This window comes from Mucilaginibacter lacusdianchii (genome assembly GCF_009770985.1).
In the GTDB taxonomy this organism is placed as follows: domain Bacteria; phylum Bacteroidota; class Bacteroidia; order Sphingobacteriales; family Sphingobacteriaceae; genus Mucilaginibacter; species Mucilaginibacter lacusdianchii.
In genome coordinates, this window is record NZ_WSRW01000003.1 from 286,210 (window position 1) to 312,055 (window position 25,846).

Sequence of the window (25,846 nt, forward strand, 5' to 3'; positions counted from 1 at the left end):
TGTATAATGCCCTTTGTGGTTAAGGCTCAGGATAAATTTGAAGTTAACGGTAAGCTTACAAATGAAGGAACCAACAAGCTTGCCATACTCAGCTACAAAAACAGCCAGGGTAAAGATAAGAGCGACACCGTAGCCGTTAAAAACGGCGCGTTTAAATTCATGGGCGAAACTGCATTTGGTAACAGGGCTTACATTATTTTAGTTCCTGCTAAAAAAGACAGCGTTAAAACACGTCGGCAAGCCGATTACAAAGACTTTTATCTTGAAAAAGGTAAATATGCAGTAACAGCTACCGATAGCATTAAGTATGCAAAAATAACCGGTGCCCAGGCACAAACAGATTATTTGGCTTACAACGAACAAATGGGACCATTACTAACCCAGTATCAGCAACTCACAAGCCGTTATTTAAAAGCCAGGTCTGCAAAGGATACAGCCGAAATGAAAAGGATACAAACAGAAGGCAGACCACTGGGGGTAAAAATGAACAGTACATTGGATGCTTTTATTCTTAGCCATCCCGATTCGTATGTAACGCTAGATCTTGTAGCTACAGAAAAAGCTGCAGTAATTGATCCTAAAATTTTTGACTCCTACTACAAACCACTAAGTAAAAGAGTGATGGCCAGTTTTACTGGAAAAAGGCTAACGGCGAAGTATGAAAAAGCCAAGCAGCTGTCCATTGGTAGAACCTTAGACTTTACTCAACCCGACAATAAAGGCAATGAATTCAAATTATCATCGCTAAGGGGAAAATATGTGTTAGTGGATTTTTGGGCCAGTTGGTGCGCGCCGTGCCGCGCAGAAAACCCTAATTTGTTAAAAGCTTACAAAGAGCTGAAAGACAAGAAATTTGAGATTGTGGGTATTTCCTTGGATGAAACCAAGGCCGCGTGGTTAAAAGCCGTTGATGCAGATGGTATGCCGTGGATACAAGTTAGTGATTTAAAAGGATTCAAGAATGACGTGGCCATTCAATTTGGCATTACAGCCATACCGCAAAATGTGCTGATTAATCCTGATGGCGTTATCATTGCAAAGGATATACGAGGGGAAGATGTTAACACAAAAATTTCCGCATTTATTAAATAAAGCATAACAAGTCGGTAACTTAATAACGTTCATAGTCTTTAATAAGGTGAAACGGCAGGGGCAAAGACCCCTGCCCACCTGTTACGCTGCGTAGGTTCAATAAACAGGTGCATGGCCGCCTGCATGATAGCGGATAGGCAGTCTGGCTCTTGGTTCCCGACAAAACAAAGGAGCTTTGCAAGGTGGTAATGCAGGGAAGCCTGAACACATTAATTCGATAAAAGTCGTAATAGGCATCCATATTACTATTGGCAATGTGGAGAATAAAGTCAGAAATACCGGTCATTTGAAAACAGTCTATCACTTCCGGAAATTATTTGACTCTCTCTCGTTCAAAGGTGCTTAGGGTTTCACCGGTGCGGTCATTCGAAAGCAGCGGGCTGAAAGCAATAAGGCTCTGGTTTATTTTCTGATGTACAGAATAGAGACGGTGCGTTTAATAATAACCATGCTTTTTTAATCGCCTGATTCTTTCAAGAACGGTGCAATAGACTTGTTCAATTTAATTGATATTTCCTTATTAGTCAGTAAGGCATCTGTTTGCAAAAGCTTCAAAATCTTGGCTTTTGTCGGATCTAGTTCGGTAAGAGGCATGGTAGTAGGTAAGGTGCTGAAGAAATCAAGATTTTGATCAAAAAGTAGAAAACAAAACCGAATAGCTTTCTGAAAAAATATATCCAATTCTTGAAATATCAGCTCATTCATTGTAAAAAGATACTTTTTAGATGAGCGTTACTAAACTTATATAACAATAATGATAAATGATGAAATAGTCAGCGCAGCTGCATCTTTAACAAAGAAGTTTAACAATCTGTGGCACTTGGTTGGTAATACTCCTATGCTCCAGTTGCGTTACACCTATCGGGGTAAGCCAGGAAAAATATACGTAAAATGTGAGAATTACAATTTAACCGGTAGTGTAAAAGACAGGATGGCTTTGTATATCATGCACAAAGCTTATGGTGCACAGGTTATTAAATCCATTGATGTAATTGTTGAGGCCACCTCTGGCAACACCGGTATTGCTTTCGCGGCCATTGGCAAGGCTCTGGGCCACGAGGTTATTATCATGATGCCCGACTGGCTTAGCAAAGAGAGGCAGGACATCATTAAAAGCCTCGGTGCTAAAATTCATCTGGTAAGCAAATCACAGGGCGGTTTTATGGGCAGCATACTTTTAGCAGAGCAGTTGAATAAGCATTCTGATAAGTATTTTTTGCCCCGGCAATTTGAAAATATTTATAATGCCGAGGCGCACGAAATGACAACTGGTCCAGAGATATGGGCCCAGTTGCAAAGCGAGGGTCTAACGCCCGACGCTTTTGTTGCCGGTGTAGGTACCGGCGGCACGGTAATGGGTACCGGCAAATTCCTGAGGTCAAAAAATCCAAACATCAAGATTCACCCCCTTGAGCCTGCCGAATCGCCAACACTTACCACTGGTTACAAAGTTGGTTCACACCGTATCCAAGGCATTTCGGATGAGTTTATACCAAACATCGTTAAGCTAAGCGAACTAGATGAAGTAGTACAGGCTAATGATGGTGATGCCATCATCATGGCACAAAACCTAGCTAAACAACTGGGGCTGGCAGTGGGAATTTCATCAGGTGCTAATGTAATCGGTGCTATTAAACTGGCGGAAAAACTAGGGCCGGATGCCGTGGTAGTGACTTTACTTTGCGATAGTAACAAAAAATACCTCAGTACAGATCTGGTTAAAGAGGAGCTGGTAAAAGACGGTTACCTCTCAACCGATGTAATTTTTACAGACTACCATCCAATCTGCAGGTTAACAGAACCTATGATTAACCAGACGCTATAATTTATTGAAAATTTAATATTACATGAAAAAAATTTTAGTTGCGCTGATGCTTTTTTTGGCTGCGGCCTCACTTAAAGCACAGATCTTAACACCTGTTAAATGGGCATATGCTGCCAAAAGAATAAGCAAAACGGAAGCTGTAGTAATGATGCGGGCTACGGTAGATGATGGCTGGCATATCTACTCTCAGCATGTTGCCGACGGAGGGCCGGTAAAAACAACTTTTACTTTTACTGCAAGCCCCAATTATGCGATTGCAGGAAAGACTGTTGAGCCTAAGGCCATCACAAAATACGAAAAGGCATTCGGCATGAATGTGAGCTATTTTGAGCATTCCGTTATATTTCAACAAAGGGTTAGGCTCATGAGTGCCGGTCCAGTTACGGTAAAAGGCACGTTGGAATATATGACCTGCAATGATGAAAAATGCTTACCGCCAGATAATGTAACGTTCGCTGTAGCCATTAAATAATAATCTCAAAAGTATCCGCTGTGCAACACTTAAAGCGCGTCTATATTTTATTTCTGTTTGTAATGATGGTACTGTTGCTACCCCTAGCCGGGTTTGCAATTGGTCAGGATACCGTCTCCACTGCCGACCTTGAGTTTACATCCGTCGAAAGCTCTGCAGCTGCTACCCAAGCCACCGGGACAGTTACAAAAATTGGCAGTATTAAAGGGGCTAAAACACAAGCTGTAAAGCCAACACCGAAGTTGACAGCGCAGCAGGAAAACAAGCAAACACTTGGCGCCATATTTATAGCCGGCTTTTTAGGCGGATTGGCTGCGTTGCTCATGCCCTGTATTTTTCCGATGTTGCCTTTAACGGTAAGCTACTTTACTAAAAAGTCGCATTCACGAGCGAAGGCTATCCGTACTGCATTTTTTTATGGCATTAGTATCATTAGTATTTATGTGGTACTTGGACTGGTGATTACCATCGTCTTTGGTGCCGATGCACTCAATAGCCTATCAACTAATGGTATATTTAACTTCGTATTCTTTTTGTTGCTGGTAGCTTTCGCCGCGTCATTTCTGGGAGCTTTTGAGCTTACCTTACCAAGTGCATGGGTAAACCGCATGGATGAAAAATCTGATAAGGGGGGCGTTGCAGGAATCTTTTTTATGGCTGCCACACTCTCACTGGTATCGTTCAGCTGTACCGGGCCCATTGTTGGTACCTTGCTGGTACAGGCTGCGGTAAGTGGCGCATTATTGGGACCAGCTATTGGCATGCTAGGCTTTTCTCTGGCATTAGCTATTCCATTCGCATTATTTGCCATGTTTCCCAGCTGGCTTAGTGCCTTACCCAAATCAGGCGGCTGGTTAAACAGCGTCAAAGTTATACTAGGTTTTCTGGAGCTGGCTCTGGCACTTAAATTTCTATCCAACGTGGATCTGGCCTATCGCTGGCATTGGTTTGACCGGGAAGTGTTTCTATCACTATGGATCGTCATCTTTGCGCTAATGGGGCTATACCTGCTAGGCAAACTCCGGTTTAGCCATGATAGTGAGTTGCATTACGTCAGTGTTCCCCGTTTGTTCCTCGCCATTGTCGTACTTTCATTTACCAGCTATATGGTGCCCGGACTTTGGGGTGCGCCTCTCAAGAGCATCAGTGCATTTTTGCCACCGCAGTCTACCCAAGATTTTGATCTGTATACTGCCAGCCTAGATGGTAACGGCACTAATGCCGCTGTTTTGACCGATGCTAGGCCACGCAAGTATGCCGAGCTATTTGAAAAGCCTGCAGGGCTGAATCCGTTTTTCGACTATGCCGAAGGCATGGCTTATGCTAAAAAGGTAGGAAAACCTGTTATGATTGACTTTACAGGCCACGCCTGCGTAAACTGCCGCAAGATGGAAGCTAATGTTTGGACAGATAGGACGGTGTTGCCGGTAATTCGTAATCAATATGTATTAATCCAGCTTTATGTAGATGATAAGGAGTTATTACCAGCAGGGGAACAGTATACCAGTAAATTCAGCGGACGAAAGATCACAACGATTGGTGCCTTAAACAGTGACCTGCAAGCTTCACGCTTTAACAGTAACTCTCAACCTTTCTATGTATTGTTTGATCCTAACACGGAGCAGGCACTTGTACAACCGCAAGGCGCCGACTTTGAGGTGTCTCGTTACCTCTTATACCTGCAAAGTGGATTAAGCGCTTTTAAACCCTGATCTTCATTTGTTCTTTTTATAGTTCAGTTAATTAAATGGTTTTTTTTCAGCGAAGCGTTCCCTGGAGAGGGTGCTTCGCTTTATTATCCAACATCACATTAAGTTTCAATATTACTTTAACAAAATGAAATATTCTAAAATTGCGTTGTTCGTTTTCCTCGCTGGCCTACCCGCACTTGGTAATGCCCAGATTATGCCAAAAACGGCATCGCCCGGCAAATCCAGTAGCAGTCAACCGCTTCCGTTAAACCCGCTAGTTAGAACCGGCAAACTACCCAATGGATTTACGTACTATATTCAAAGAAATACGGAGCCCAAAAACCGTGCTTATTTATATCTGGCCAATAAAGTTGGTTCCATTTTGGAGACTGAAGAACAACAAGGTTTGGCTCACTTTATGGAGCATATAAATTTTAACGGTACCACGCACTTCCCTAAAAATGAATTAGTAAATTATCTACAAACAGCCGGTGTTAGATTTGGCGCCGACCTTAATGCTTATACAAGCTTTGATGAAACCGTTTACATGTTACCCATACCATCAAACAAGCCCGATGTGTTAGCCAACGGTTTGCAGATTATGCGCGATTGGGCACACGGAGCCACGCTGGATGTGGAAGAGATTAATAAGGAACGGGGGGTGATTTTAGAAGAGAAACGGTTGGGGCAGGGTGCCGCGCAACGCATGCGAAACCAGTATATGCCGGTAATGTTCAACGGATCCCGATATGCGTCACGCCTTCCCATAGGCCAGGAAAAGATATTACAGACCTTTAAGCCCGAAACTATCAAAGCTTTTTTTAATGATTGGTACCGGCCCGATCTGCAGGCGTTAATTATTGTAGGCGATGTAGATGTTAGTGCTATGGAGGCTTCGGTAAAAAAAATGTTTTCTACACTCAAAAATCCGGCGAAAGAGAAAGCCAGAACGGCTTACACTGTCCCGCTAACCGGAAAGAATCAATTTATTGTTGCTACAGACAAAGAATTTCCTCAAACAGTAGTACAGGTTTTCTTTAAGCATACTGGTAAAACCATCAAGAGCAATATGGATTACCGGACACAAATGGTAGAAAGCTTAATGAACCAGATGCTGGCTGTACGTTTCAGTGATTTGAGTAAGGTGTCTGATCCGCCATTTGTGAATGCGGGGGCCGGTAACAGTGAGTTTATCTCCAACCTGGAAGCGTTTACCGGTTATGTTAATGCTAAGCCAGGGCAGCTGGAACAGGGCTTTAAGGCCTTGTGGAGCGAACTGGAACGGGCCCGGCAATATGGTTTCACTGCGGGCGAACTGGAGCGTGCTAAAACGAGTTATCTCAAACGAGTAGAATCGCAGTGGCGGGAAAAAGACAAAACACAGTCGGCAAACTTTGTAGACGAATACTTAAAGCACTTTTTACATGGCGAAGCCTCACCAGGTATTGACGCAGAGTACAAGCTGGCGCAGCAGTATCTGCCAGGTATCACGCTCACAGAAACCAGTACACTGATACAGCAGCTTATTGAAGCACAAAACCGGGACATTATTATTATGGCACCCGAAAAAGACAAAGCAACCTTGCCCACCGAGGCAGACGTTACTGGTTGGATAAGTGCAGTACGCCAGTCGGGTGTGACGGCATATAAAGAGGAAGCAACATCAGCGGTGCTGATGGCCGTTAAACCGGTAGCCGGAAAGGTTATCTCAGAAAAGAAAAATGATAATCTAGGTATTACGGAGTTAACCTTGAGCAACGGCGTTAAGGTAATATTAAAGCCTACCACGTTTAACAATAACCAAATCAGCTTCACTTCATTTAGCCCCGGTGGTACATCCCTGGTTAGTGATGCTGATTATCAATCAGCCGCAAATGCCGCGAGCATACTGGCTTCGGGTGGCCTCAGTAACTTGAATGCTGTACAGTTACCCAAAGTACTGAACGGCAAAGTGGCTGGTGCCATGCCTTATATCTCCGAACGGACTGAGGGTGTATCAGGAAGCGCTGCTCCTGCTGATCTGGAAACCGCTTTGCAGTTAACACATCTGTATTTCACCAAACCCAGAAAAGATACCGCGATATTCAAGGGTATCATCTCGCGGGTAAAATCGTCCCTGGCAAACCGGGAAAACGATCCGGGAAATGTATTTAACGACACCATTAGTGCTGTTCTGGGTAGCTACAACGTGCGGCGCACCGGTCCAAGCATTGGTAAACTGAACCAGATTGATCTGGAGAAGGCCTATCAAATTTATAAGGATCGTTTCGCTGATGCTTCAGATTTTACTTTCCTTTTTGTAGGAAGCTTTGATGTTGGAAAGATTAAACCATTGCTTGTGCAGTACTTAGGTTCACTGCCCGCACTAGGCCGTAGAGAAGCAGCTAGAGACTTGGGTATACATACTCCTGAAGGACGAATTAACAAGATTGTTTATAAAGGAACGGAGAATAAAGCTACGGTATACATGATTTTGAGTGGCCGTTACGACTATAATATGGAAAATAATTTGAGGCTTGATGCCTTAAAGGAAATCATTGGTTTTAGGATGTTGGATCGTTTGCGTGAGTCGGAAGGCGGGGTATATACGCCGGGCGTGAGGGTTAATTATAGCAAAAGTCCACAATCGCGTTATGCATTCTTCGTCAACTTCGGATGTTCTCCGGCTAACCGGGAAAAACTTTTAGCCGCTGCAATGGAAGAAATTAATCGTCTTAAAAAAGATGGCCCAACAGTAGCCGCACTCCAGAAGTTTATCGCACAGGAAAAGAACAGCACGGAAACAGCCTTAAAAACTAATAACTTTTGGTTGAGTTATCTGAATAGCCAGTATCAAAACGGTGAAGACCCTAATGAGATATTGCGCTACATGGAACGGTTAAACAAACTAAATCAGGATGTTGTTAAGGCCGCTGCAAATTTGTATCTGAGCGATAAAAACCAAATAATATTCAGTCTGCTGCCAGAAGAGCGGCCAGGCAATTAAATAGCGTGCAAAGCTGTGCAATGTCTTAGCATTGCAGTTATCAAATTAAGAATCTGATACCCAAAAGGCATAGCATGGTATGCATTGATGACAATTATCTCAAATTCATGTAGGATAAGCGATAATTAACGAGCTTCAATTCTAAACAAAGCAACCCCAAGCTGTAAAAGCGAGTGGCTGTTTTGTTTAAACTCTTTAAGTTGATGGCTATCATTCAGAATCTTGACATATATTAGGTACGGTAACTAACTGATGGTATTGTAAAGGAAAAAATTATAGGTTTCTAAATCAACAGTTTTTCTTAAGTAACTGCATGTCTTCACTAATTTTGCTGTCATTACCTTTGCATAGATTTGCTTAGGCCTTATACTAGTATGTCCCATTATTTTAGTAACGCTCTAAATAGGTACGCCGTTGTTTAATGTTACGGTCGTTGCGAAGGTATGCCGGGCAATGTGAAAGGTAAGCAATTTGCTAATCCTGAAATCTTAAACTGGATGTTGTCTAAGTAGGTGTTTAAGGCTTGAGCTCTGCCTTGCTGCCGGTTGCCCGCTCGGTGGCATTATCCCATTTGCCGGGATCGCACTTGCGGCTGACCGCAAGTTTCCTACACTGGCCGTCTATCGTAATGCGGAGATAGATAGGATATCTCGCCTAACGAATAATTTTTTGGCTTTCTGAATGAAAAGCAGGGAGAGTGTGGTTCTCATACCTTTTGATCAATTAAAAAAGTGAAACTAATTTGATTAATTAATCATCAGGAATCAAGATGTTTGTGTGCTGAACCTGCTGCTGATCGGTCTATTATGAACTGATTCGTGAGTTGCTTTTGTTGGTTCTAGATGACTCCCGAATTATTCACACACACACACACATTGTGATTTGCTAAATAATTTGGTGTACCCCTGAAATGAAAAACGCCTCAGATGAGGTCATCTAAGGCATTTTTGCTGTCGTTAATATTGACTTTGCGGAATGGACGGCTCCGTAACCCTGTCNGCTTGGTAATGTTACCTTTTTAGCGGAATGGACGGGACTCGAACCCGCGACCCCATGCGTGACAGGCATGTATTCTAACCAGCTGAACTACCACTCCTCCCGTTCGGGAATGCAAATATAGACACATATTTTGTCTATACAAATACAATAATCGAAATAGAGGGTAATTTTTTGTATTGTGCTTGCTTACTGATAATTAAATTTATTGTAAGATATAAGGTTCATCGTTATTTTAAAGTTTTTGACACATACATCATCTCCTGACGCTGAGATGTCTACTACAATGTTGTATTATAGTTTGCTATATCGATTCTTATAGTGACAAGGATATTGTTAGCATATATTTTCTGAAATGGCATAAGAACTACAATAAGATATCAAATGAGTCTGTACGCTGCTGCGGTTATATCTGATAGGTCATGGTCAACTGTCTGATATTATTATACCGATTTGATAGTGCGTGTAGTATCAGAATCATTTTCAGTCGGTGAGGCCCATTTGTTTACTTTGGTACTCATCATTTTTTCTTTGCTTCGCACAGTTTACCTGACAGTCTGCACTGTAATTTTACGGCCACCTATTATAGCTTTATTTAACTGCTTCTTTAATTGGCTTTCTGTGCCAGTAAGTAGCCAGTAACGAGCCGGTGATATTCATCAATGGTCCAAAAACAGCAGGCGCTAAACCGACTGTCGCCATTTTTCCCATCTCTTTAGCTAGGCCCGATGCTAAGCCGCCATTTTGCATGCCTACCTCAATAGCCATTGTCCGGCAATCGCGTTCGTCCATTTTAAACAGGCGACCGGCCCAGTAGCCGAAAGTATAACCCATTAAGTTGTGAATCAGTACAATTAGCACCAGCATAAAGCCGATATTCAGCAAGCTGCTGCGGCCCGCCGCTGTGATGATGACGATGATAAAAGCAATGCCAAACATGGATACCAGTGGCATTACCACTTCAAGCCATTTGGCTCTTTTAAGTAAATAGCGGTTAAATAAAATACCGGCACCAATAGGTACAATTACCATTTTTGTGATATCCCACATCATATCCAAAACCTTAATTTCAATGAATGCGCCACCAAGCGTTTTCATCAGTAAAGGCGTAAAAATAGGAGCCAGCATGGTTGATATGGCTGTTATCGTTATGGATAAAGCCAAATTAGCTTTTGCCAGATAAGATATAACATTAGACGCCATGCCATTAGGAGAGCAGCCAATAAGAATAATACCTGCTGCTATTTCGGGCGGAAAACCGCTTAGCTTAGCCAGTGTAAAGCCCAGCGTTGGCATAATTAAAAAATGGCTAAACACGCCTATAAATACACCTTTAGGCATTTTAATAACACCTACAAAATCCTCAACACCCATCGATGTCCCCATACCAAACATAATGAGCTGTATTAATGGCGTAATAAGAGCAGAAAGCTTAAAGCCATTTACGGTAATAAAATACTGTGGGTAATACAGCGCTGTAGTTACCGCCGCAAAGATAATAAGTGTGTAAGAAAACCCTCTTAACAGCGCAGACCCCCGGAAAGAAATGGATAAGGCAACAAAAAAGCCTATAAGCAAAGGTCCGGCTTTGGCAATATTGCCTTGTATGATAAGTACCAGTGCAATTAGCAAACAGAGTACAGCTATGCCTGCTAATATTTTGTAAGTATTTTTCAATTGGTTAGTATTAAAGTTTAGAAGTTAAAGCTTTTAGTACGGTGGTTGCCTTAAATACAAGCGTTACCACGTGCGCTTTTGCATAAACTCGTCTAATTGGGCACGGGTCATCTTCATTTCTTCGGGATGCTGAGCCAGCCATTTTAAAAAGGCGTCTTTGATTTGACTGGTCCACTGGCTGTCAATTTCGCCGGTAGTGTAAGTGCCTGCCTTTAACATGGCCTGGCCAAACTTATCGCGCAGGCCTATAAACTCAGCAGTAACAATTACCTTTTCGGCTAAATGAGCAGGGATGAACAGCACGCCTTCCTTTTCGGATATTACCAAATCACCAGGCAGTACAATAGCACGCCCAATTCGGATAGGGGTATTTAAACCCATCAACACCACAGCATCCAGGTACGACGGATCAAAATCGCGCACAAAGGCATTAAAACCCTGAATTTTGCTTAAACCTTGCAAGTCTCGTGCAGAGCCATCAAAAATAACCCCGTTTCCCGATTTACTGTAAATGGAGTTACCCAGATTGTCGCCGATTAGCGTTCCTTCTTTTATTTTGCCAAAGCCATCAGCTACATAAACATCGCCTTTGGTGAGCACGTCAATAGGCCATGCGTTGGTGTTGCCTTTGCGGCCTTGTTTTGCACCTCTGGCTTTAATGTTTTTCTCAACGTCGGGGCGGCTGGGCATATACATGGCTGTTACCACGCGGCCTACAACGGGTACATCATCATGCACCATTTTCCAATTACTTTCGAACTGGTTAGTGTAGCCTTCGTTTTTTAAAACTGTCCATGCTTCTTCAATACCTATGTTTTTTGCTCTTTCTATTAAATTGTCAGGTATCTTAGGCCTGCCGTCGGCAAAGCGTTCGCCTTTCCATTCGGAGGTATAAAATATAAGTTCGTCTTTAGATATGGTTTGAGCTTTTAATGGACGGGCATAACTCAGACCCAGCATAAGTGCTAGGCACAAGTACGTCCTGTAGTTTACTTTCTTCTTATTCATAATTCAGGTTATTGCCAGCGTAGTACTACTGCTGTTATCCGTTAGTGCTCGTTTGTAGTTTTAGGCGGAATGATAGGAGTGGCAATACCGTTAAGGTCGTACACAATTTTGCCGGCTCTGATGGTCATCTCACATTCCAGTTTTTTCTTGGCCTCTACTTTATAGCCGGTGTAATCAAATAAGCCAAATTTGCCATCACGCAAGTTCAGGATAGCTACGTCGGCGTCGGCACCTACTGATAGGTTGCCCAGTTCTTCGTGCTTAATCTCCTGCGCCGGATTAGAAGTAGATGCCTGAATTACGCTTTTTAAATCCATACCGATAGCCAGGAATTTCGACATGGTGGTTAACATATCTTTCATGGCTGCGTTCATGCTGCCTACGTGTATATCGGTACTGATAGAGCTTGGAAAAAATCCCTCCTTGGCAGCCGGGATAGCTTGCGAGTAAGCGAAACTAATACCGCCGTAGCCCACGTCAAAAAAGATTCCTTTTTTTCGGGCTTCCCATACAAACGGTTTTACTTTTTGGGTATTAATATCAACAATGTATTCCCGGGTAGCTAACTGGCCAAAGCAATGAGTAAATATATCGCCAGGGCGCAAGTGTTTCATGAACAATTCTTCGATAGGCAAGGGGGGATTACTGCCGCCAAAATCAACCATTACCGGGATGTTGCCGGCCATTTTACCAGCTTCCACCGCACGGTCAACCGGCGACCAGTCGTGCCCTTCAAAGTGTGCTACTTTAAATCCCACAACATAGTTTTTATACTGCCGAGCTATTAAAGCAGACATTCTCGAATCCATATCATTCAAATTCTGCTCGTAGCCGCCACGCATACCTTCACCCACAATATTGATAAATGCTAGTACACGTGTTTGTGATTGATCAATGGTTTGTGCTTTGAAAGTGGCAAAAGTACGCCAGCCCGAACTGCCTGCATCTACCACAGTAGTAACGCCATTGCGAAAAGTAAAGCCATCGGGCGGAAGCGCCAGGTTGCCATTCTCGTACTGGTGGTCGGGCTGGGTACCCCAAAAGTTGTGCGAGTGGATGTCAATAAGCCCTGGCGTAACATAAAGTCCTTTAGCATCAACTGTTTGCACGGCTTTTTTACCGTCAATATTTTTAGCTACGGAAACAATTTTACCGTTGGTAATGGCTACATCCATTACACCGTCAATATTGTTTTTGGGGTCGATAACATGTCCGCCTTTAATAACAATACTGTATGATTGTGCCCAGGATACCTGGCTTAAGCTTCCCCAGGTTATCAACAGCGCAAGTATGGTTTTTTTCATAAATAGGTTTATTCAATTTAAATCAGCAGTTCATTATTAAATAGTTGTGTCATTAATAATTTTTGCAAGATTGTGGTTACAGGGCCAAAGTGTAGTCACTGCACAGCCCTTAACTGTTAATTAACAGCCTGTAAAAAATAATTTTAAATAGTGCTGCTATACTGCCACAGCCTTTTGTAGAATCTCTTTTACCCGGCCTGCTACAATGTCAAGCTGGTCTGGACGTAATAAAACTACACCCACAATCAAGCTGTCTCCTCTACGATTGGCAACGATGCTTGGTGTGCCGTTTTTTAAAGCAGTTAATACATCATCGGCCTTGATTTTTATTTTATTGGGGTCCCAGGTTACTTGCAGACTAGGGAAAGCATTGGCCGGTCCTGGATCTACAACCGTTTGGGTTTTTACGGTTTGCACTGTTTCCAGTTTATTGCCAATGTATTTGGTACGCTGCAACCAGTCTTCCCATTCTTTTTTATGATCGCGTTCCAGGTAGGCTTTTAATGCTGCATACATGCCAAACATCTCTTCTTTATTTACCTTCATCGGGCGACCGATAGGTGCCTCGTGCGGACTATGATTAAGGCGTGCTGCGGCAATCAAATCTTTGCGTCCAAACAATAAACCTGCGCTTTGCGGGCCACGTATCATTTTGCCACCCGAAAAGGTTACCAGGTCAAAGCCTATTTTCTGGAATTTAAATAAGTTTTCTACAGGTGGTACATCAGCTGCGGCATCCAAAAAGGTGGGTATATTGTTTTGCTTAGCAATGCTTACAAACTCTTCGTGTGTAATGCTGCTTTTGTCTGCTGCATTAAAAAACAATGCCATAACGGTATTTTTGTTGATAGCTTGCTTCATTTCTGCCGGGCCTTCCACTTCAATAATCTTAGCGCCGGTTGTGGTTACCGCCTGGTCAAATAGGTAACGATGCGTTTTTTGCATGATAACCTCTGGCCTTGGCCCTGGATGGTTGGGCAGCATTTTAATTTTAGCAGCATCGGTGCCGGTAATGGCAGCGGCAGTGCCTAACAACATGGCGCAAGCAGCGCCCGATGTTACCATAGCTGCTTCAACGTGCAGCATTTCAGCTATTTTGGCGCCAACTTTATCTTGCAACTCATACATGTTGGCGAAATCGTGACAGGTAGAGTTGATAGCCTCCAGTACCTCGGGCAACATGAGCGAACCTGATAAAAACGTCATGGTTACACCTGCATTGATAACAGGCGTTACACCTAGTTCTTTAAAAAAATCGCGTTTAGGTGCGGCAGCGGCAGGCGCCGATTTTGTTCCTAATGCTGTTGCTGCCTTGGCTACAAAGCCGTTGGCAAGCGGAAGTAGGGTAAGGCCCTTAAGTATATTTCTGCGTTTCATGGCTTGTTCTATTTTTATACGTAAGCTATGCAATCCATCTCTACCAATGAATCGCCGGGAACGCCGCCTTTGGCAACGGCAACGGTGGTGCGTACCGGCGGGTTTTTACCAAAGCGACCTTTGTACACTTCATTCATGCCTTTATAGTCGGCAATATCGTTCAGGTATACGTTTACCTTTAAAACCTTTTCCATAGATGAGCCTGCTTTTTTTAATTCGGCTTCCAGTTCTTTCAACACAATTTCAGTATGTGCTTTAATTTCAAATGGAGCAACGTGAGCGCCTTTGCCCGCTATAAAAATCATGTTGCCTAATTTGGTTGAACCAGAAAATAGCGGTACATCTTGATAATTGGTGACGTTATTAACCTCTTTTTCGTCTTTTGCTTCCAGTGGGTTTGCTTTAGCCAAGCCGAATACTGAAATGCCACCAACAGAGGCTAATAATTTTTTTAAGATTGATCTTCTTTGTGCTTTCATTTTTGGTTTGTGTATGATGTTTAATGTTTATTTGATGCTTTTACCCAGACCATTACCCGTGGCAAGGTCTGGGCTACTCACTTCAATAAATTTAATCATTTAATTTAATTACGGGCGATCCCACCATATGCGTGTCATCAGTTCATCCGGACCCTGACGAGCTATAACGGCCTGATAGTTTTCGGCGTTCAGGTTCTGTTCGTTTTGTGGGTAAAGGAATCGCCTGAATATTTTGCCGCCGGTAGCATTGCCTACATAGTTATTAGGCGTAAGGGCAGGGTAGCCGGTGCGCCGGTAAGTGGCATACACCTCTTGTGAGTTTGGATATACGCCTACCCAAAACTGGGTGTAAATTTGCGCCATCTGGCTCTCAAAAGGAGCCGTTGCATCCAGTTTGTGATACCTAATGTACGTTTGGATCTGATTGCTGTTAATAACGCCTCCTGTTCCAAATAATGCCCACTGGCGCATAGAAGCACTGATACCATTCTCGTACAAAGTGCTTGCCGAATTAGTTGTGTACCAGCCACGCAATGCAGCTTCGGCCAATAAAAAGTTAGTTTCGGCATTAGTTAATAACAGGTACGGGCTATTAAATTGTAATATAGTGCTTGGGTTTGGCTCAGAATAGGTTACAAAATCAGCGGGTTTAGTACCCAAAGTTGCCGACATACCTTTTTGCAGCGCAGCTGATGTGTCAACAGTGGTTTTGCTGGTCCAAACAACGGCCAAAACGCCTAAACGAGGGTCTTTGTTACTTTTGAGGTAATTAATGAATACATCCTGATATTTTCCACCTTCGGGGTTGTTGGTACCAAAGTTGGCGGGGTTATAATCGGAATTGTACATGTTCAAAGCCAGCGGATTTTTGTTGATATCCTGGCCTGAAGATACATAGCCATTTACACGCGCCATATCGGCATCTTCCAAAATAACGCCGCCGGTTATAGCCTTTTGAGCCCAGGTTTGCGCTGCTGCAATATCAACCTTGGTCATGCGCATGGCTGTGCGCAGCATTAGCGAATAAGCAAACTTTTTCCATTTATTAACATCGCCTCCATAAATTAAATCTGCAGCGCCAAAAGTAATTTTTGCGGCATCAAAGCTTTTTGCAGCTTCGTCAAGTTCCTTTAACAGGTCTGCATAAATTGCTTTTTGCTCATCATATGCAGGTTTGTAAAGTGCGCTGGTATAGCCTTGTGCGGCTTGCGAATAGGGGATGTCGCCATATAAATCGGTAAGCCGACTAAAGCAATAGGCTCGCCAAACGCGTGCTGCAGCCAGTTGGTTAATCAATTCGGGCTTTCCGGTTACGGCGGCTATTACCTGTGTAATCTCATTAATTTCGTTAGGGTAAGCGTTGGTGAAAGCATTCCAAGTTTGCTGAGTTTGACTTAACACATACTTAGCGCCAAAACCTGCTACGTCATTATAACTGGTGGTATACTGCATGGTGCCTTGCAACAGAACCTGGGCTCTGCTTGCACCATCCAGTTGCGCCTTTGTAAATACGTAGGTAGGGGTAGGGCTGCTTGATGAGTTAGGATCGGTATTCATTTCATCAAAACCCTTATCGCAGGCTTGTAATCCTATACTCGCCGCAAAAAACAGTATTGATAGTTTACGTTGATATTTTCTCATGTTCATTTACATTATCAGAATGATAAAAATTAAAACTTAACCATCAGGTTCAAACCAAAGCTCCGTGTTCTTGGCAAACCAAACGATTCTAGACCTTGTGCCCTGTCGTTGGTAAAACTTGCTTCAGGGTCAAAATTGTCAGTTTGTTTATAGATAGTCAGCAGGTTGCGGGCAACGAATGATATTGAGGCGCCTTGCAGATTCACCATTTTAAGCTTGTTAACCGGAATGGCATAACTGAAGATGATTTGTCTAAGCTTCACAAACCCTGCATCGTGCAAAAACAGTTCGGAGTATGATTTATAGTTGTCATAATAAGTTCTTAAGTCGCTGATGGGAACTGTTCTGGAATATGGTGCACCGGTCTGGTCAACACCATTAAGCTGTAATCCACTTTCTCGACCTGGCAGTGTGGTTTTCATTAAACCTAAACGGGTACCATACACTTCCATTAACGAGAAGATTTTGTTACCGAACTTGCCGTCAACTAAAATGTTCAGCGAGAAGCGCTTGTATTTGAAGTCGTTGGTTAAGCCCATGGTGTAAGGGGCAACGCCATTACCTAACACTTGCAATCCTGTGGCTACAGGCAGTCCGGTGGTGCGGTTAAATACAGTATTTCCGCTAGCATCTTTTAACATGCGTGTACCTACAATAGAGCCGAATGATTCGCCAACGATATTGTTAATATAAGCCCAGCTGTTAACTGAAGTAGCCATTTGAATTTGATTTAAACCTGCCGCCAGTTTTTCAACTTTGTTTCGGTTGTAAGCAAAGTTGTAGCTGGTATTCCAACTAAAGTCTTTGCCTTTAACAGGTGTTCCGGTAAGTAATAGTTCTACACCACGGTTATCCAACTCGCCAACATTCAATACAGCAGCGTTGTAACCGCTTGCACCTGATATAGCAGTGGTTACGATATCATTAGTTGTTTTACGATCATATAAGGTTACATCAAAACCTACGCGGCTGTTCAAAAAACGGGCTTCGATACCCGCTTCGGTAGTGGTTGAGGTATAAGGGCGTAAATTTTGATTGGTGATAGTTGTGCTGGAAACGTTTTGTATAGGCTGCCCTGAACTTGGAACCATTCTGAAAGATTGGTTAATAACATACGGATCTGGAGCGCCGCCACCTACCTGCGCCCATGATGCTCTTAATTTAGCATAGCTGATGGCCGAAGGCAATTTAACCGCTTCAGACAGTACAAAGCTACCACCCACCGATGGGTAGAACAAGCTGTTGTGTTGAGGACTTAACGTTGAAAACCAATCTTTACGGCCGGTAAAGGTTAAGTAAGCGTAACCTTTAAATCCTAAGTCAACCGAACCCATTAATGAATTGATACCCGTTTTGTTGTTGGTAGGTACAGTAGAAAGGGTTGATAAGTTTGTGGCGCTATAAAAGTAAGGGATGATATAATTGCTACCGGTTATAGCGGTTTGGTTATACACCGAACGCTGTTGATTGCCGCCTACAAAGGCTGTTAAGGCCAAGTCTTTGCCAATTTTACCGCTGTAATTTAAGGTCAGCAATCCGTTGGTTTCTGATGCGTCGGCTTTTAATTCGTTGTATTGTCCGTTCAAAAAGTACAGGGTACCGGTAGGGATAATGTACTGGTAGTTATAAAAATAAAAATCGCGGCTAACAACGGCTTTTAATGATAGGTTTTTAATAAACTCGTAAGTAACGCCACCTTGACCAATAAAGCGGTTTTTGGTATCGCGCTGTTGAAATTTGTTTACCACAAAATAACTGTTGGTTGCAATAGAGGCATCATTCCAGGCAATCTCATTACCAGAGGCGTCATAACCTGGTTCTAACCAACGGATGTCGGCAGTATTGGCCGCCATGTACGGTGTCCAGTTAGGGTTACCCGAAGCGTCACCAGCCGAAGCACGGTTTTTAGCTCTTTCAATATTGTATTGGGCAAGCGCTTGAAAAGTTACCTTGCTACCTAGTTTTCCGTTCACATTAAGGTTAAAAGTTTTACGGTCAAAATTGCTGTTAGGCAATACGCTCTCGCTTTTCAAATCAGCAACCGAAAATCGGTAAGTAACCGCCTCAGTGCCACCAGTTGCGGCGATGGTGTTGGTAAAAGTAGAACCGGTACGGTAAAAGTCTTTGATTTTATCTTTTTGTGCTACGTAGGGGTGCTCTTTTCCATCAAACCCCACAAAGGTAGAACCGTCAATTTTGGCACCGAAAGAGCGACGGCCGGTGGTAATAGCAGCACTTTGTGTCATCGGTTTAACACCGCCATCACCTTGGCCATACTCATATTGCCAATCAGGGAAAACAGCCGGAGTTTCCATGGTATAAGTAGTGTTATACTCAATACCCACTCCTTTTTGCGCGCGGCCTTTTTTGGTAGTAATTAAGATTACACCATTGGCAGCACGGGCACCGTACAAAGCTGCTGCGGTACCACCTTTCAGCACGCTCATGGTTTCAATATCGTCAGGGTTAATGCCGGCTATACCGTCGCCACGGTCAACGTTACCAGCACCACCGCCGGTAGTGGCACTGCCGCCAGGTACCGAGTTGTCTATAGGCATACCATTTACTACGTATAAGGGCTGGTTATTTCCGCCTAAAGATCCATTACCACGAATGATAACCCGGCTTGAGCCGCCAGGTCCGGTAGATAAACCGGTAGCATTTACACCGGCTACTTTACCGGTAAGGGCATTGGCGATGTTGTTTTCGCGGGCTTGGGTAAATTCGTCGCCTTTAACCTCGCTTACCGAATAGGCCAACGCTTTTCTTTGGCGGGATATACCCAGTGCGGTAACAACTACCTCATTTAAATCCCGGCGCTGTTCTTTCAGTCTCACGTTAACTACCTGTCTGCCGTTAACCGGTATTTCTTGAGTGATGAAACCTACGTATGAAAACACCAATACCGCGTTACCATCAGGTACGTTAATATTGTATCTGCCATCGGGATTGGTAACCGAACCGGTACTGCTTCCTTTAACTTTAACGCTTACACCTGGTAGGGTGGTGCCTACACTGTCGGTTACAATACCGGTAACACCTTGCTGTGTTTGCGTTTGTTTAGGAGCTTCGGTTGGGTTAATTTTCTTTTTTTCGATGAGGATTACGTTACCGGATATAGAAAAATCCATGCCCAGCGGATCGAACATTTTTCTGAGTACCGAGTTCAGTAATTCGTCTTTTACATCTAAACTGATCGCCTGATTGGTAACAATCGCGTTACTAAAAACAAAACTAATTTTGGTTTCTTTATTAATGTGTTTGAGTACATCTTTAACGGGCATATTTACTACCCGTAACGATATTTTGGGATTAAGGTCTTGTATGTCGCGTGGCTTTGCATTTGTCTCTGTACAAAACATGGCAAACGTAATAGCTATCATGACTATCCTGCTTAATGCATTACATAGCAAACAAAAGGACAATGGTTTTTTTGTCATATATTTGATCAAAATTTGTAGTGGTGAAACTCCCTTTATGGGAAACTATGAATTGATTCGGGCCTGGCCCAATATGGGTTGGATGTGCTGGAACCACATTCAACCTTTTTCTTTTTTTGTAAAGCTCTCTTTATGCTATAGGCAAACTCCTTTCTTTTTTAGAAGCGTTTTATAATTTTTTTCGATTATAAAGGGTGTAAATGTTATCGTTTTGTAGGTACTTCGCATGGGTAAGTTTGGTAATTGCATTCAAAATACCCGTTAGGTTTTGTCCCTGAAAAATGGCGGTAATGTGTTGCTGTGCTAAAGCCTGATCTGTTATCTTAATATTAACACCGTACTTATTACTCAGCTTTAAAGCCACTTCATTTAAGTTAGCGTTTTCAAATATGATTTTGTCTTCTGTAAATGCAATCGCATCTTCTGGTGTGGCAAGGCGTGCCAGCAAAAACTTGTTATTCCCCTGCCAGGTAGTGGCCGACTGGCCTCTGGTTAATACAGCAAGGGCTTGGGTGCTTTCATTTTTTACCGCAACTTTACCGGTAAGCACAGTTACATTCATTGGTGCCGTTTGCGAATAGGCACTTACTGTGAAAGATGTGCCTAAAACATGGGTGGTTAATTTACCCGAATGAATAATAAATGGCTTTGTTTCGTCATGAACAACGTCAAAATACGCTTCGCCTTTTAAATAAACTTCCCGGCGTTCGCCATTAAATTTTTCCGGATACTTCAGTTCTGAATTTGCATTAAGCGTAATCTTAGAGCCATCGCTCAGCACAATTGATTTTGTTTTGGCTGATGCGGTATGCTGGGTTAAATATTTTACAGGAACGGTAGCTTTTTTCAAGAACGCAACTGCTAATAAGCCCATAACTACTGTAATAGAAGCTGCGTATTTAAAATAGCTGCTGGTTTTTACAATGCTGTTATTCTGTGTCTTTACCTTGGTGCTTATCCTGTTCCAGTTAACGTTGTGGTGTCTTAAATCTTGATGATTAGTGGATGCCCAATACCGTTGCATAGCCTCATCAAATGCTTCGTTATCCTGAGTGTCTTTAAGTGTATTGATAAATTCATCGAACTCTTCTTGCGTACAAGAATTATTCAAATACTTTTCTAAAAGGTCAGACTTTCTTTTGTTGATATTCATCTATGCCCGGTTTCTACAATAAAGACACAGCAAAATCAATAATAGACTAACTTGTTTTGAATTTTTATCTAATTGATATGGAAAAAATTAAGTATCCGGCTTGTTGGAGTGAAAATATATTCAAAATCAACAGTTATTTGTTATAAAAATTAAACAAATAACCTTTTTTATTTAGCAAAATGGAATTTATTTGATGAAAATGCGGCAAAACTGTAAAAGAAAGTAGTCTTTTCTTTTATTGTGCCGATATTATAAACAATAGAAAGTAAGTATAGCAATTAATGTGGGATGCACGCCGTTTTTTGTCAGGTAACTGTTAATAAAACTGAGTGCAGCCAACAGGTGGTTTTTTACGGTGTGTTTGGATAAATTTAGGTGTCCTGCTATTTCATCATAATTTAAGCCTTCTTCTTTGCTCATCCGGTAAACAATCTGTCGCTGAGGCGATAGTTGGCTTACTGCTTTTGAAATTAGATTTTTGCATTCTGCTACCTGTATTCTGGATTCTGTATTATTGTCATTAGTAACGGCAACACGTAAAAGTTCGTCAACCAAACGGCTGTCACTAGCAGCTTTTCGCAAATAGTTTAAAGAGTAATTGCGCACCATAGTATAAATGTAACCATCAAGATTATTTATACTTTTTAACGTATCCTGATTCATCCATAATTTGATGAATATTTCTTGAGTAACTTCCTCAGCCGCATACTGCGATTTGGCTATAGCGTACACCTGCGCATAAACACGGCGTTTATAGTCTTCAAATACTTTTTCAAATTCAAAATTCTGATGTTGGTTTAAAGTAGCAACTCTCATTAATCAGCAACAGCTTAAATGTTAAAAAAAGGTTAACTCATTTAGGAATCCCAATTTAGATAAAATTTTATCTTGTGCAATAAAAACCAAATAAAACATTAGTAATTTGTGAATATTTCAATCATTAATTCCATTTATTAGCACATCTTGTATCAATGTATGGGTATTTTGTGAATTTATTATTAAAATACTTGCCATTTAACACCATCACTCATCATTACAATAAATTTATATATATAATTTATGCAAAAGCCTGATAGTATTATATTTGACATGGACGGTACCCTTTGGGATGCCGTGGATACCTACGCGCAATCATGGAATATTATTTTTGAACAGAAGAATATTAACCGGGTGATAGAGCGCCACCATTTAATGAATATGATGGGGTGGGAAGGAAAAAAGGTAGTAGCTGCTTTGCTACCTGAATACAGCGAAGATGAAGGCATGGAAATTTATAACACGGTAACAACGTTGCGCAGTGACATATTGCCCAAAATGGGAGGGCGGTTGTATGAGGGCGTAATTGATGGCTTAAAACAATTATCAACCCAATACCAATTGTTTATATTAAGTAACTGCGCCAAAGGGCATATCCGCTTGTTTATGGATTGGGCCGGTATAAATGAATATATTGTTGATGAATTTGCTTATGGTGTTAACCGTATGCCTAAACATCACAACATAGCACTGTTGCAACAAAAGCATCATCTTAAAAATCCGGTTTATGTAGGTGATACCGAAGGCGACGGTCAGCAAAGCCGGTTGGCCGGTATTCCGTTTGTATTTGTGAGCTACGGCTTCGGAAAAACGGACGATTATGATGTTAAGTTTGACGACTTTACATCGCTCACCAAATATTTTTTAGATTTATAAGTGTTCGCACTTAAATAATACAGATATTTTGCTTTTAATTAAGCTTAATTCTTAAGCGCCTAAATTTAAAACAAAAAAAGTTTGTAACTTTTGTGTTGCCATTAGTCGCTGTGTTAATATAGTGTGTCTTTAATGTGTTCTGGTTTTTTGTTTGCCCTACCTGTAGCATACCCCGCTGCATGCATTCGCAGAAACCGGCTTAGTGATTTGGTCCTTTAATAGATTAGCGCGTGTTTTTAAATATCATAAAACCAATAACCAATATTAAAACCTGTACACCGCATGAACCTAAGAGAATATGGTTTAAGACAATTAAGCAATTTAAAATTTCTTAACAGCCGCTACTTAAAAGTTGTCGGAGCCGGCTGCCTTTTTGTTTTTACAGCTTTTACGCTGTATTCCGACGAAAAACATTTACCACAGCCAGACACCGACAATGGCGGACTTTACCTGCCCGATGGTTTCGGTGCCATAACCGTTGTTGATAGCTTAAAGGGGCGCGCCAGGCACATTGCCGTGAATAGCAACGGCGATATCTATGTAAAAGCCAGGTTTCATAACCTGAACGATGGCGATGGCAACATTGCCCTACGGGATACCAATGGCGATGGTAAGATGGACATAATACAGCCTTTTGGTAAATATGACGGCCACTCGTACGGTACGGCTATGCGTGTACATAATGGCTACCTGTATTTTAGTTCTGAGCTTACGGTTTATCGCATGAAACTTAAACCCGGTCAGTTGGTGCCTGATGGTAAGATTGATACCATTGTAGCTGACGATCCGCCTTATCATGAACATCAAACCAAACCTATTGCTTTTGATAATAAAGGGCATATGTTTGTGGGATGGGGAGCCGGATCAAACGCCGGGCAGGAACGGAATCGTGTTCCGGGCTCAAAAGGGGAGGGCGATCCTTTTTCTGCCGACAAGGGAAATCCGTTGCTGAAAGATCATGGCGGCATATGGATGTTCGACGCCAATAAGCTTAATCAAAAACAAAGTGATGGCAAACGTTACGCAACTGGCTTGCGAAGTATTGTCGCGTTGGATTGGGATCCGAAAAGCAAAGCGCTTTATACCGTTAATCACGGTCGCGATGATTTTAGATTGTTGTGGCCCGACATTTATACGCCCTGGGAAAGTGCCATGCTGCCCGCTGAAGAATTTTTTAAAGTAAATGAAGGTCTTGACGGCGGATGGCCATATTACTATTATGACCAGATTAAGGGTAAAAAACTGTTGAACCCCGAATTTGGCGGCGATAAAATTAAAGAAGGTAACGGCGCTAAACTACAAAAGCCTTTAGTTGGTTTCCCAGCTCACTTTGCACCAAACGATCTTTTGTTTTATAAAGGCAAGCAGTTTCCTGACCACTACAAAAATGGCGCTTTTATTGCCCTGCATGGTGCCACTAACCGCGCACCGTATCCGCAAGCGGGCTATGTCATTGCCTTCGTGCCATTTAAAAACGGAATGCCTTCGGGCGATTGGGAGGTTTTTGCAGACGGTTTTGCCAGAGTAGATCCTATTGTAAGTGTAAGCAATGCTGTTTATCGCCCGATGGGGCTGGCTGAAGGGCCAGATGGTTCACTGTATATTAGCGATACTGAAAAAGGTAGAATATGGCGAGTAATGTATAAAGGCGATAAAAAGGCTTTCGGTACGGCACAATTGGCGGCCATGGAAAAGCGTAAACAAACGGCGTCAAACATTAAAACACCTAATGAGATAGAAGATAATTTATTTAAAAATCTTCCAAAAAGCTCTGCTATATACACTACTTATTGTGTATCATGCCATCAAAATGATGGTAAAGGTGACGGAAACCGCTTCCCGCCGCTGGCACAATCAGAATGGGTAAACGATAAGAATCGGTTGGTTTACGTTATACTAAACGGGTTAAAAGGACCAATTACCGTTAAAGGCCAGTCATACAACGAAGTAATGCCTGCCCACGGCAGTTTCCTGTCTGATGAACAAATTGCGGAGGTGGCAACTTATGTAAAATCTAATTTCAATAACACGCCCGATATCATCACTGCTTCTGATGTGGCGCGGGTACGTAAAATGCCAATCAATAAATAATATGCTTAACTATCAATCTTTTAAAAAGATATTGTTACCAGCACTGGTAGCTACTGTGTTTAACGCCAAGGCACAAACAACCGATAAATCGGCTCTTTTTACTTCTTCAGTTTTTACACCTCCGCATAGTTTTACCGTAGGAGCAGAGGGCCCCGCCGTTGATAAAGAGGGAAACGTATATGCGGTGAATTTTGACCACGACGGTACCATAGGTAAAGTAACGCCGGATGGAAAAGCGAGCGTGTTTATCGAACTCCCTAAAGGAAGCGTAGGTAACGGAATCAGGTTTGATAGTCACGGTGATATGCTGATTGCCGATTATACCCATCATAATATCATCAAGGTAAATATGGCTACTAAAGAACAGCAAATATTTGCGCACGAGGATAAAATGAGCCAGCCTAATGATATTGCTATAGATAAGTATGACAGGCTTTATGCCAGCGACCCAAACTGGAAAGCTGGTACCGGTAAAATATGGCGTATTGATACCAACGGCAAGGTTACCCTGCTGGATAGTATGGCAACGGTTAACGGTATTGATGTAAGTCCGGACGGCCATACTTTATATGTGAACGAACTTCGCAAAATATGGGCTTATGACTTGTCCAAAAAAGGTGCTATCAGCAATAAAAGACTGGTGATTGAATTTGCCGATTTTGGTATGGATGGTATGCGTGTTGATCTCGACGGTAATATTTATCAGGCCCGTTACGCAAAAGGAACGGTTGCAAAAGTATCGCCCCAAGGCAAAGTTTTGCAAGAGATTAAATTAATCGGCCAAAAACCCACCAATGTAGCTTTTGGTGGTACTGATGGCAAAACAGTGTATGTAACCCTGCAAGATCAGGGTAATTTGGAAACTTTCAGAGTAGATACTCCAGGCCGTGAATGGCTGATGACCCAAAAGCAGAAAAAATAA

At 42.4% G+C, this 25,846-nt stretch carries 20 protein-coding genes and 1 tRNA gene; 8 read left to right on the top strand and 13 right to left on the bottom strand.

Features of this window, described 5'->3' with window-relative positions; all coding sequences use genetic code 11:
• Positions 1–6 precede the first annotated feature (6 nt).
• A complete protein-coding gene (locus GPM24_RS14680) occupies positions 7–1,092 on the top strand; it encodes a TlpA disulfide reductase family protein (RefSeq protein WP_233268861.1) in 1,086 nt (361 codons plus the stop codon).
• 19 nt (positions 1,093–1,111) lie between these two features.
• Here GPM24_RS14680 and GPM24_RS22225 read toward each other — a convergent pair whose 3' ends face one another.
• Together GPM24_RS22225 and GPM24_RS22230 are read right to left on the bottom strand one after the other, a co-directional pair.
• Complete coding sequence (locus GPM24_RS22225; protein WP_233268899.1) at positions 1,112–1,378, bottom strand: Lrp/AsnC ligand binding domain-containing protein; 267 nt, start codon at positions 1,376–1,378, stop codon at positions 1,112–1,114.
• 170 nt (positions 1,379–1,548) lie between these two features.
• Positions 1,549–1,797, bottom strand: a complete 249-nt coding sequence (locus GPM24_RS22230; RefSeq protein WP_233268863.1) for an Lrp/AsnC family transcriptional regulator — start codon at positions 1,795–1,797, stop codon at positions 1,549–1,551.
• A gap of 49 nt (positions 1,798–1,846) precedes the next feature.
• Between GPM24_RS22230 and GPM24_RS14690 the strand changes: the two genes are divergently transcribed.
• The 4 genes from GPM24_RS14690 (at position 1,847) to GPM24_RS14705 (ending at position 8,066) form a co-directional block, all read left to right on the top strand.
• Positions 1,847–2,917 (top strand): PLP-dependent cysteine synthase family protein, encoded by a 1,071-nt coding sequence (locus GPM24_RS14690; protein ID WP_158827558.1) that lies wholly within the window; start codon positions 1,847–1,849, stop codon positions 2,915–2,917.
• 22 nt (positions 2,918–2,939) lie between these two features.
• On the top strand, positions 2,940–3,389 hold the full coding sequence (locus tag GPM24_RS14695) for a protein-disulfide reductase DsbD N-terminal domain-containing protein (protein ID WP_158827559.1): 450 nt from the start codon (positions 2,940–2,942) through the stop codon (positions 3,387–3,389).
• 62 nt (positions 3,390–3,451) lie between these two features.
• Complete coding sequence (locus GPM24_RS14700; RefSeq protein ID WP_158827560.1) at positions 3,452–5,101, top strand: protein-disulfide reductase DsbD family protein; 1,650 nt, start codon at positions 3,452–3,454, stop codon at positions 5,099–5,101.
• A 124-nt stretch (positions 5,102–5,225) separates the two neighbouring features.
• The gene (locus GPM24_RS14705; RefSeq protein WP_233268865.1) at positions 5,226–8,066 is read left to right on the top strand and encodes a M16 family metallopeptidase; all 2,841 of its coding nucleotides are present in this window, start codon (positions 5,226–5,228) and stop codon (positions 8,064–8,066) included.
• Between the two features lie 516 nt (positions 8,067–8,582).
• On the opposite strand, the gene GPM24_RS22385 is transcribed toward GPM24_RS14705, so the two are convergent.
• From GPM24_RS22385 to GPM24_RS14760, 11 genes are all read right to left on the bottom strand, one after another.
• Positions 8,583–8,708, bottom strand: a complete 126-nt coding sequence (locus GPM24_RS22385) for a hypothetical protein (RefSeq protein ID WP_158828622.1) — start codon at positions 8,706–8,708, stop codon at positions 8,583–8,585.
• 380 nt (positions 8,709–9,088) lie between these two features.
• Positions 9,089–9,162 (bottom strand) — tRNA-Asp (locus GPM24_RS14715).
• A gap of 491 nt (positions 9,163–9,653) precedes the next feature.
• Complete coding sequence (locus tag GPM24_RS14720; protein ID WP_199269769.1) at positions 9,654–10,739, bottom strand: bile acid:sodium symporter family protein; 1,086 nt, start codon at positions 10,737–10,739, stop codon at positions 9,654–9,656.
• 63 nt (positions 10,740–10,802) lie between these two features.
• Positions 10,803–11,747 (bottom strand): RraA family protein, encoded by a 945-nt coding sequence (locus GPM24_RS14725; protein WP_158827561.1) that lies wholly within the window; start codon positions 11,745–11,747, stop codon positions 10,803–10,805.
• Between the two features lie 41 nt (positions 11,748–11,788).
• Positions 11,789–13,051: an amidohydrolase/deacetylase family metallohydrolase gene (locus GPM24_RS14730; RefSeq protein ID WP_158827562.1), complete on the bottom strand. Its 1,263-nt coding sequence runs from the start codon at positions 13,049–13,051 to the stop codon at positions 11,789–11,791.
• Between the two features lie 156 nt (positions 13,052–13,207).
• Positions 13,208–14,428, bottom strand: a complete 1,221-nt coding sequence (locus GPM24_RS14735; RefSeq protein ID WP_158827563.1) for an aminotransferase class V-fold PLP-dependent enzyme — start codon at positions 14,426–14,428, stop codon at positions 13,208–13,210.
• 14 nt (positions 14,429–14,442) lie between these two features.
• Entirely contained in the window at positions 14,443–14,907 is a 465-nt protein-coding gene (locus GPM24_RS14740) for a RidA family protein (protein WP_158827564.1), read from the bottom strand.
• Positions 14,908–15,015: 108 nt separating this feature from the next.
• Complete coding sequence (locus GPM24_RS14745; RefSeq protein ID WP_158827565.1) at positions 15,016–16,548, bottom strand: SusD/RagB family nutrient-binding outer membrane lipoprotein; 1,533 nt, start codon at positions 16,546–16,548, stop codon at positions 15,016–15,018.
• 29 nt (positions 16,549–16,577) lie between these two features.
• Complete coding sequence (locus GPM24_RS14750; protein WP_199269770.1) at positions 16,578–19,931, bottom strand: SusC/RagA family TonB-linked outer membrane protein; 3,354 nt, start codon at positions 19,929–19,931, stop codon at positions 16,578–16,580.
• 226 nt (positions 19,932–20,157) lie between these two features.
• Positions 20,158–21,141 carry a FecR family protein gene (locus GPM24_RS14755; RefSeq protein ID WP_158827567.1) on the bottom strand — a complete coding sequence of 328 codons (984 nt, stop codon included), beginning with the start codon at positions 21,139–21,141 and terminating at the stop codon, positions 20,158–20,160.
• A gap of 249 nt (positions 21,142–21,390) precedes the next feature.
• Positions 21,391–21,957: an RNA polymerase sigma-70 factor gene (locus GPM24_RS14760; protein WP_158827568.1), complete on the bottom strand. Its 567-nt coding sequence runs from the start codon at positions 21,955–21,957 to the stop codon at positions 21,391–21,393.
• Between the two features lie 243 nt (positions 21,958–22,200).
• On the opposite strand from GPM24_RS14760, the gene GPM24_RS14765 reads away from it, so the two are divergent.
• The 3 genes from GPM24_RS14765 (at position 22,201) to GPM24_RS14775 (ending at position 25,846) form a co-directional block, all read left to right on the top strand.
• A complete protein-coding gene (locus tag GPM24_RS14765) occupies positions 22,201–22,833 on the top strand; it encodes an HAD family hydrolase (protein ID WP_158827569.1) in 633 nt (210 codons plus the stop codon).
• Positions 22,834–23,115: 282 nt separating this feature from the next.
• Entirely contained in the window at positions 23,116–24,924 is a 1,809-nt protein-coding gene (locus GPM24_RS14770; RefSeq protein WP_158827570.1) for a PQQ-dependent sugar dehydrogenase, read from the top strand.
• A gap of 1 nt (position 24,925) precedes the next feature.
• Complete coding sequence (locus GPM24_RS14775; RefSeq protein ID WP_158827571.1) at positions 24,926–25,846, top strand: SMP-30/gluconolactonase/LRE family protein; 921 nt, start codon at positions 24,926–24,928, stop codon at positions 25,844–25,846.

Bases quoted from the DNA above. Each gene is read 5' to 3' on its own strand.
- GPM24_RS14680 (WP_233268861.1), top strand. From the start codon at position 7: ATGCCCTTTGTGGTTAAGGCTCAGGATAAATTTGAAGTTAACGGTAAG.
- GPM24_RS22225 (WP_233268899.1), bottom strand. From the start codon at position 1,378: ATGACCGGTATTTCTGACTTTATTCTCCACATTGCCAATAGTAATATG.
- GPM24_RS22230 (WP_233268863.1), bottom strand. From the start codon at position 1,797: ATGAATGAGCTGATATTTCAAGAATTGGATATATTTTTTCAGAAAGCT.
- GPM24_RS14690 (WP_158827558.1), top strand. From the start codon at position 1,847: ATGATAAATGATGAAATAGTCAGCGCAGCTGCATCTTTAACAAAGAAG.
- GPM24_RS14695 (WP_158827559.1), top strand. From the start codon at position 2,940: ATGAAAAAAATTTTAGTTGCGCTGATGCTTTTTTTGGCTGCGGCCTCA.
- GPM24_RS14700 (WP_158827560.1), top strand. From the start codon at position 3,452: ATGATGGTACTGTTGCTACCCCTAGCCGGGTTTGCAATTGGTCAGGAT.
- GPM24_RS14705 (WP_233268865.1), top strand. From the start codon at position 5,226: ATGAAATATTCTAAAATTGCGTTGTTCGTTTTCCTCGCTGGCCTACCC.
- GPM24_RS14725 (WP_158827561.1), bottom strand. From the start codon at position 11,747: ATGAATAAGAAGAAAGTAAACTACAGGACGTACTTGTGCCTAGCACTT.
- GPM24_RS14730 (WP_158827562.1), bottom strand. From the start codon at position 13,051: ATGAAAAAAACCATACTTGCGCTGTTGATAACCTGGGGAAGCTTAAGC.
- GPM24_RS14735 (WP_158827563.1), bottom strand. From the start codon at position 14,428: ATGAAACGCAGAAATATACTTAAGGGCCTTACCCTACTTCCGCTTGCC.
- GPM24_RS14740 (WP_158827564.1), bottom strand. From the start codon at position 14,907: ATGAAAGCACAAAGAAGATCAATCTTAAAAAAATTATTAGCCTCTGTT.
- GPM24_RS14745 (WP_158827565.1), bottom strand. From the start codon at position 16,548: ATGAGAAAATATCAACGTAAACTATCAATACTGTTTTTTGCGGCGAGT.
- GPM24_RS14750 (WP_199269770.1), bottom strand. From the start codon at position 19,931: ATGATAGCTATTACGTTTGCCATGTTTTGTACAGAGACAAATGCAAAG.
- GPM24_RS14755 (WP_158827567.1), bottom strand. From the start codon at position 21,141: ATGAATATCAACAAAAGAAAGTCTGACCTTTTAGAAAAGTATTTGAAT.
- GPM24_RS14760 (WP_158827568.1), bottom strand. From the start codon at position 21,957: ATGAGAGTTGCTACTTTAAACCAACATCAGAATTTTGAATTTGAAAAA.
- GPM24_RS14765 (WP_158827569.1), top strand. From the start codon at position 22,201: ATGCAAAAGCCTGATAGTATTATATTTGACATGGACGGTACCCTTTGG.
- GPM24_RS14770 (WP_158827570.1), top strand. From the start codon at position 23,116: ATGAACCTAAGAGAATATGGTTTAAGACAATTAAGCAATTTAAAATTT.
- GPM24_RS14775 (WP_158827571.1), top strand. From the start codon at position 24,926: ATGCTTAACTATCAATCTTTTAAAAAGATATTGTTACCAGCACTGGTA.